The following is a 3,680-nucleotide window of genomic DNA, read 5'->3' as shown; positions in this document are numbered from 1 at the left end:
TGGCCGCCCTTGAACTCGACGCCGAGGCCCAGGATGTAGCCGGTCTCCTCGTCGATCACGCTGTCGGGCAGGCGGAATTTCGGAATCTGGCTGCGCATCATGCCGCCGGCCTTGGGGTCGCCGTCGAACACGGTGCAGTGATAGCCGAGCGGCGCGAGATCGCGCGCCACCGCGAGCGAGGCGGGACCGCCGCCGACCAGCGCGACGCGCTTGCCGTTCTTCGGTCCCGGCTTCGGCAGGCGATGCTGAATATCGTCCTTGAAGTCGGCGGCGACGCGCTTCAGGCGGCAGATCGCAACCGGATTGTCCTCGACGCGGCCGCGGCGGCAGGCCGGCTCGCAGGGACGGTCACAGGTGCGTCCCAGGATGCCGGGGAACACGTTGGACTTCCAATTGATCATGTAGGCGTCGCTGTAACGCCCCTCAGCAATCAACCGGATGTACTCAGGAACTGGGGTGTGTGCGGGACAGGCCCATTGGCAATCGACTACTTTATGAAAGTAATCCGGCGCCGAGATATCAGTCGGTTTCATTCCTACCTTTGACCCGCGCGAATAATGCCTGGCCGCGCGGCCTTATCGTTGACGACGAACGCTCACGTGGCGTTGTTCTGGTTTTTGAATTGGATCATAGGCTTATCTTATTAGAGCCGTTCCAGAGAAGGCAAAGGCTAAATTGTCCGATCATCCGCTTTCGCGCGGCTGATGCGCGTGTAGCGTTAATCTCGATTGCGTTATGTGGCGGTGCAGCATGTCCTGCACCGCCAATCTGCGCAGCTAACCGCGCGGCAGATCGCTCTTCGCGATGTCCCACAGCAATCGATAGATGCCGCTGCTGACCACCAGTGGCTTCAGGGCTGCGTTGCCGGTGATGCTTGCCGCGGCTGCCGCGACCACGCCGACATCGGTGGCGTCGATCAGCACGAACCAGTCGCCGGCGCCGGGATCGGCCTTCCCGGCATCCGCCGTGAGCGGCTTCGACAGTTCAGGATCGTTCTCCAACAGGTGCATCGAGATGATGCCGTCGCGCGAAGCCGGATCGAGTTGCTCCCGCAACGCAGCGCGCAGTTTGTCGGCTCCCTCGGCGGGCGGGCGCAGGCGGATGATCCCGAGGGCGGAGCCTCTGCCGACGCCGCGGCTGATCGTGATGCGCGCCACCCCGCGGATCATGTTCCGGAAGCGCGCGATATTGGCCTTCGACCAGTCGGTCTGGTTGGCGAGCGCCTTGCGATAGGCCGGGCTCTCAAGCACGTCGAAGGTCGCAGTCGAATAGAGGCTCAGATATTTCGGCTTGCCGTCATGCGCGACGTAGCGGCGGGCTTCCAGGAATCCGTCGATAGCGACTCGTTCTTCAAGATGTTCGCGATCGTACCAGCGGTTGAATTCAGTTTCGTGTAAGCTGTCGACATCCATCGATGTCAGCAGCATGCCCTGTCCGGCGATTGGCATCGCGTGCTCCTTTTTGCCTGTTTTATCTGCGCAATATCGCCGAACGGCGCGAGCCCGGGAAGCCAGTTCCCGATGCCCGAAGCCATGCAGACCAAGGATTGCCACAATTGCCGCAATCCTGTTCAGCGCGCATTCACGGAAGTAGCATTTCCATCCGATACGCCAACTCTCGAGAAGAAAAAGGGACGACCACCATGGCGCGCATTCTCTGGGCTTTGATCGTCGGTCTGGTGTCGTTCGCGTCGCTTCCCGTGCACGCCCAGAATCAGGAAAAGCGCCTCGCGCTCGTGATCGGCAACGGCGCCTACCAGGCCGGCGCGTTGCAGACCGCCGCCAACGACGCCGGGCTGATCGCGCAGACCTTGCAGGCTGCCGGCTTCGATGTGATCGGGGCCCGCGACCTCGACGGCGAGACGCTGCGCAAGTCGTTCCGCGATTTCATCCAGAAGGTGCAGGACGCGGGCCCCAATGCGGTCGCCTTCGTCTACCTCGCCGGCTACGGCGTGCAGCTCACCGGCGAGAATTACTTCGTGCCCGTCGACGCCAAGATCGCCCGCGACACCGACGTGCCGGTCGAGGCGATCCGCATCTCCGACTACACTCATCAATTGTCGGCACTGCCGATCAAGGCCGGGGTGATCGTGCTCGATGCGGCACGCAGCAATCCGTTCGCCAAGGACAGCCAGCCGCTGGCCGGCGGGCTTGCGCTGGTCGATCCCGAGCCCAAGATGCTGATCGCCTTCAACTCCGCGCCGGGCACCGTCGCTCCTGACGGCGCGCCGCCTTACGGGCCTTACGCCCAAGCGCTGGCGGAAATGATCCGTGCCGGCGGACTGACCTTGCCCGACGTGTTCGACCGCGTCCGCCTGCGGGTCAACGAGATGACCAAGGGTGCCGAGATCCCGTGGAATGCGCAGAAGGTCGACGCGCCCTTCATGTTCTTCGAGCGCAAGCCGGACGCACCGCCGCAGCAGGTCGATGCCGGACTGCGCACCAAACCGATCCGCGATTTCCCGGCGCAGGATGCCTATGCGGCCGCGCTGGAGCGCGACACGCTGCAAGGCTACGAGGACTATCTGCAGGCCTACCCGACCGATCCGCTTGCCAAGCGCGTGCGCGCGATCGTGGCGGCGCGGCGCGAGTCCATCACGTGGCGGCGCACCTACAATGCCGACACGCCTGATGCGTATTGGTCTTACCTGAGGCGCTATCCGCGCGGGCCGCACGCCTACGACGCGCGGCGCCGGCTCGCCTATCTGTCGGCCGCGCTGGAGCCGCCGCCGCAGTTCGCTGCGATTGACTACGACGTGCCGCCGCCGCCGCCCGACGAGGTGGTCTATGTCGACCGCCCGGTGCTCTACTACAGCGATCCGGTGTTCGCCTTCGCGCCGCCGCCGCCGCCGCCGGTGTTCTTCCTGCCGCCGCCGCCGCCGGACTTCGTCGTGCTCCCGCCGCCGCCGCCGCCGATCGGGCTGTTCGTGCTGCCGACGCCGTTCTTCGTGGCGATGCCGGCCTATGTCGCCGCTCCGGCCTATGTCGTGCCGCCGCCGAACAACATCGTGTTCAACAACATCCACAACACCACGGTGATCAACACGGTGATCAACAATCCCAACCCGACGCCGGCGCAGCTCCATGCGGCCGGTGTGACGGCGGCCATGGGCGGCGCGCCGGTCACGGCCGCTCCGCAACTGCCGGCCGCGGCGATGCAGCGTGCCAACCTCACGCAACCGGGCGTGACGCCGGCACAAGGCGCGGCCATGGGAGCGCCGGGAGTTGCACCGAACGCAGTCGCGCCGAACGCGATGGGCGCGCACACCCTGCCGGGTGCCAAGAATGGACCGCCGCTGCCGCAGTCGGCGACCGCGCCGGCCAATGCCACGCAGCAGCATGGCGCCGTGCAGCCGGGCACCACACCGCCCGGCAGCGTGCAACCCGGCGCGCGGCCGAATGCGCTCGCCCCCGCCAGGCCGGCGACGGCGATGGCGCCCGCCAATGCGCAACCAGCCGCCCCGACCAAGCCTGGCGCGGCCGCGGCGCCAAACGCGCCCACGACCGCCGGCAAGCCCGGGCGGCAACCACTCACGCATGCCGCGACCGCACCGACCGCCAACGTGAAGCCTGCGATGGCCCCGGTGAATCGCGCGACGGCAGCACGACCGGCACCGGCCGCGCGCTCGGCGCCCGCGCATGCCGCGGTATCGCCGGCGCCGGTCTCGCGTGCCGCACCGC

Annotated in this window: 3 protein-coding genes; 1 reads left to right on the top strand and 2 read right to left on the bottom strand. The window is 66.7% G+C overall.

Going from position 1 to position 3,680, the window contains the following annotated elements; genetic code table 11:
* On the bottom strand, positions 1-533 hold a 533-nt coding region (locus tag B2W55_RS17415), incomplete at its 3' end, for an NAD(P)-binding protein (RefSeq protein WP_291532257.1).
* A 243-nt stretch (positions 534-776) separates the two neighbouring features.
* Positions 777-1,448: a DUF4286 family protein gene (locus B2W55_RS17410; protein WP_024579898.1), complete on the bottom strand. Its 672-nt coding sequence runs from the start codon at positions 1,446-1,448 to the stop codon at positions 777-779.
* 194 nt (positions 1,449-1,642) lie between these two features.
* On the opposite strand from B2W55_RS17410, the gene B2W55_RS17405 reads away from it, so the two are divergent.
* On the top strand, positions 1,643-3,680 hold a 2,038-nt coding region (locus tag B2W55_RS17405; protein WP_291532256.1), incomplete at its 3' end, for a caspase family protein.

The organism is Bradyrhizobium sp. UBA2491, assembly GCF_002341725.1.
Classification (GTDB): domain Bacteria; phylum Pseudomonadota; class Alphaproteobacteria; order Rhizobiales; family Xanthobacteraceae; genus Bradyrhizobium.
This window is presented reverse-complemented; position numbering and strand designations above follow the sequence as displayed.